Annotated in this window: 5 protein-coding genes; all 5 read right to left on the minus strand. The window is 41.2% G+C overall.

All coding sequences use genetic code 11. The features are described 5' to 3' along the window. Positions 1-177: 177 nt before the first annotated feature. Positions 178-876 carry an LrgB family protein gene (locus ACESK1_RS12425; protein ID WP_372920502.1) on the minus strand — a complete coding sequence of 233 codons (699 nt, stop codon included), beginning with the start codon at positions 874-876 and terminating at the stop codon, positions 178-180. Continuing rightward, positions 876-1,208 (minus strand): CidA/LrgA family protein, encoded by a 333-nt coding sequence (locus ACESK1_RS12430; protein WP_372920503.1) that lies wholly within the window; start codon positions 1,206-1,208, stop codon positions 876-878. Before ACESK1_RS12430 ends, ACESK1_RS12425 begins: the two co-directional genes overlap by 1 nt. A gap of 12 nt (positions 1,209-1,220) precedes the next feature. Further along, the gene (locus tag ACESK1_RS12435; protein ID WP_372920504.1) at positions 1,221-1,994 is read right to left on the minus strand and encodes a creatininase family protein; all 774 of its coding nucleotides are present in this window, start codon (positions 1,992-1,994) and stop codon (positions 1,221-1,223) included. An 86-nt stretch (positions 1,995-2,080) separates the two neighbouring features. Beyond that, entirely contained in the window at positions 2,081-3,133 is a 1,053-nt protein-coding gene (locus ACESK1_RS12440; protein WP_372920505.1) for an RluA family pseudouridine synthase, read from the minus strand. After that, on the minus strand, positions 3,133-3,750 hold the full coding sequence (locus ACESK1_RS12445; RefSeq protein WP_372920506.1) for a PASTA domain-containing protein: 618 nt from the start codon (positions 3,748-3,750) through the stop codon (positions 3,133-3,135). Before ACESK1_RS12445 ends, ACESK1_RS12440 begins: the two co-directional genes overlap by 1 nt. Positions 3,751-3,904: the final 154 nt, after the last annotated feature.

Below are 3,904 nucleotides of genomic sequence, written 5' to 3' on the forward strand. Positions count from 1 at the left end.
CTTCGGGAGATGCCTCCGCAGCGAGGCGGAGCTACTATGGAACGTTCCCAACCAACTGACACTGGAGATTTTAGCACCGATTTAGATACTATTGAGGCAGACGATAATTAGAAATTTTTCTAATATTGCATTAGACTTCCGGAAAAGGATAATTATTCTTTTCCGGATTTTTTATTCTCAAAGATTTAGAATTAACTCGATTAAATATGGCGCCAGCAAAGCCGTAATTATCCCATTAAGGCACATCGCGAGGCCACTGTAAACGCCTTGAATTTTCCCCTCTTCAAAAGCCCTAGCGGTTCCGATTCCATGGGCCGCGGTTCCAAGTGCGGTTCCAATTGCAATTTTACTTTTAATACCTAATTTCTTCAGAATAAATGGCCCGAAAGCATTACCAAAAATACCAACCGCGATAACTATTCCCGCCGTAATTTCAGGAATTCCATCAACAAGTCGGGTGACCTCAATGGCGATAGGTGTAGTTACCGATTTGGCGGCTAGCGACCGGATGATCACTTCGGGTGCCTGCAGCAACAATAGAAGAATGATTACACTTAAAATTCCGGTAATTCCACCCGTGAGTACTGCGAACACGAATATTTTTAAATTCTGTTTAACCTCTTCGTATTTCTCATAAAAGAATACGCCTAAGGCCACTACAGAAGGCCCAAGGAAAAAACTTATGTATTCCCCACCAGCATTATAGCTTTCAAAATCTATTTGAAAAATGAGAAGAAAAATAATTATTCCCGTAATAGCAATCAGAACAGGGTTTAGCAGGATATAGTTCCATCTCTTCCGAAGTTTTACCGCAAGGAAATATGCAATCAGGGTTATAAAAACTCCAAATACCGGAAGTTGGAAAAACTGCTGCATCATTTCCTTGATTTTTCGAGGATTACAGCCGTTATATAAAGCGTAAGGATACTACTAAAAACAACAGCAACGGTAATGGGAAGCCAGAATTCGGCTACCATATTGAAATAAACCATCAGGCCAACGCCATACGGTATAAAAAATACAACAAGATATTTAATGAGTTTATCAGAGGCAGGTTTTACATCTTCGAGTTGTATCAGTTTTAGTTTTAAAGCGATAAAAATAAGCAACATTCCCAGGATATTACCCGCCACCGGAATTTGAAACAGCCATGAGATCAATTCCCCCAGCAATAAAAACCCGAAAATATAAAGTAAACTTTTCAGCATAAACAGGAGTCTTTATTCATACATATCCTGAAGGTCGGCGTGATGAAGATCAATGAGGAATTGGGCTATTAGATCGGTTGTTTTTTCAAAGAATTTCCCACCATTTCCGGCAGTGGCCTTTTTGGGATTGCCAACTCCTGTATCTTTTGTGACGCTGGTCCATGCTCGCTGAGAGGTCACCCAGCCTTCTTTGAGTCCGCGGATTTTAAAAGTTCTTGCAGCTCCATCTCCTGCTTCTTCGAGTGGAAGCACCAGATGTGGTGCCAAATGCAATACCGCTGCCGTCTCCAGTTCTCCCGCATGATCTCCGGGTTCTTCAAAATACTTTTTCGCATCTGAAAGTTGCCACCAATTAATAGCACAAACAAAAACCCTGGGATATTCCAGGCTAAGCTCCCGAATCATCTGTTTAAAATTATTCCCCCCATGGGCATTCAGAATAACCAGTTTCTGTATTTTATGGGTGTCTAGTACCTGCACCACATCCTTTAAAACTGCATACTGAGTGGAAGGGTTCATATTCATACAAAGCTTCAAATCCATTTGTCCTGTATTTACTCCAAATGGGATTGTAGGCAAGACAATAGGTTTGGCATTTTGTTCCCATGCTTTTCTGGCAGCTTCAATGGCGTTGGATTCCCCTAAAATATTATCAGTTGCATATGGGAGGTGATAATTATGAGCTTCAGTGGCACCCCATGGAAGGATTGCTACGGAATAATCTTCGTTTTTAACCTGTTTCCAATTGGTTTCAGCCAGTACATATGGCCTTATTTCGTCGCTCATTTCCTTATTTTTTAAATTCAGAATCCATAAAAATAAGAAAACGGACAGGTTTCAACGTTCCGAAGTGAAGGGAAATTCAAAAATAATTAGTCGAGAGTATCTTTGAGGTTTTTGGAATAATTTCGCCACTTTTCAATACAGTCCTTCATATCCTGTGGGATTTCGGTATCGAAACTCAGTTCTTCCCCGGTTTCAGGGTGAGTAAAACCGAGAGTTTTGGCATGAAGGGCCTGGCGCGGCAATATTTTAAAACAGTTCTCAACAAACTGCTTGTATTTTGTGAAAGTCGTTCCCTTAAGGATCTTATCTCCACCGTAGCGTTCATCATTAAAAAGCGTATGTCCAATGTGTTTCATATGAACGCGAATCTGGTGCGTGCGCCCTGTTTCAAGAATACAAGCCACTAAGGTGACATATCCAAAGCGTTCCAGAACTTTATAGTGCGTAACGGCAGGTTTTCCTTTAATTTCATCATCTCCTTCATAAACCGTATTCTGCAATCGGTTTTTAGGATGGCGGCCGATATTACCTTCCACTACGCCTTCATCTTCTTCCACATTTCCCCAAACCAGAGCCACATATTCCCGGTCGCTGGTTTTGTCGAAAAATTGCTTAGAAAGGTGAGTCATGGCATGCTCGGTTTTAGCTACAACCAACAGGCCACTGGTATCTTTATCTATGCGGTGAACTAAACCAGGCCGCTCACTGCTGTTGTTGGGTAGATTATCGAAATGATAAACCAGGGCGTTAATCAGGGTGCCGCTGTAATTACCATGACCGGGATGCACAACCATCCCAGCGGGTTTATTAATTACCAGCAAGCTGTCATCCTCATAAACAATATCGAGGGGAATATTCTCGGGAGTAAGCAGAAATTCATAGGGCGGATGTTCAAACATCACCTGGACAATATCTCCAGCTTTTACCTTGTAATTTTGTTTTACCGGCTCGTCATTAACGTAAATATTTCCGGTTTTGGCAGCTTTCTGAATTTTATTCCGGGTGGCATTTTCAATGAAATTCATCAGAAATTTATCCACACGAAGTGGTTTCTGCCCAATTTTAGCTACGAATTTATGATGTTCATAGAGGGTTTCATCCTGCTCTTCAATTTCGTTGTTCTCGTCTTCCTTGTTCATTAAAATTCCAGTTCTTCCTCGTTAGCATCATCTTCACCTTCATCTTCATCTTTATTTCCTGAGTAACGACCGGAGCCATCGCCCAATACAAGATCTATTTTGGAGGTCTTCATAAGTTTGTCCCCTGCTTCAATCTTCTGGCCTTCATGTCTAAGTTCAAGTACCGCATCTTTGGCGATATCCGGTTTATAAGTGACATCTCCAATTTCAAAACCAATGGAACGCAGTGTAGGCTCGGCTTGGCGGCGAGTTCTTCTTATTAGATCAGGAACCATTATTTTCCTGTATCCCGAAGGATTAAGGGTTAAATATATCTTCCGGTTTTCTTTTACAAACTGTCCGGGTTCAGGAACCTGTTCGATAACTGAAAACCGTGGGAAATCGGGGTTAAAATTGGCAGAATCCAATATCTCATACCTCAAATCCATTGCAGCCAGGCGATCATCTACCTTATCGAGAGACATTCTTGCAAGATCGGGCACTTCAATACGCTGTTCCTGATTGGTTGAATAGTCGAGCCATTTCATCGCGAGAAAAGCGAGTACGATAAGGGCCAATACAGCAAGCACCAATTGAATTAAAAATGTTTTGCTGAAGATAAATTTAAATAATCCCATACATTTGTTTGTAAGCGACAAAGATATAAAACCCATGCATTTGGCAGCAGGCCTTAATCATGATATTTTTGTTTAACGAAAATAAACCCGAAAAATTGAAGATGAAGAAAAAAATCGCCATCGCTATGGGCGGATATTCAAGCGAATATCACAT

Source organism: Salegentibacter sp. (genome assembly GCF_041642575.1).
Taxonomy (GTDB): domain Bacteria; phylum Bacteroidota; class Bacteroidia; order Flavobacteriales; family Flavobacteriaceae; genus Salegentibacter.

Bases quoted from the DNA above. Each gene is read 5' to 3' on its own strand.
- ACESK1_RS12425 (WP_372920502.1), bottom strand. From the start codon at position 876: ATGCAGCAGTTTTTCCAACTTCCGGTATTTGGAGTTTTTATAACCCTG.
- ACESK1_RS12430 (WP_372920503.1), bottom strand. From the start codon at position 1,208: ATGCTGAAAAGTTTACTTTATATTTTCGGGTTTTTATTGCTGGGGGAA.
- ACESK1_RS12435 (WP_372920504.1), bottom strand. From the start codon at position 1,994: ATGAGCGACGAAATAAGGCCATATGTACTGGCTGAAACCAATTGGAAA.
- ACESK1_RS12440 (WP_372920505.1), bottom strand. From the start codon at position 3,133: ATGAACAAGGAAGACGAGAACAACGAAATTGAAGAGCAGGATGAAACC.
- ACESK1_RS12445 (WP_372920506.1), bottom strand. From the start codon at position 3,750: ATGGGATTATTTAAATTTATCTTCAGCAAAACATTTTTAATTCAATTG.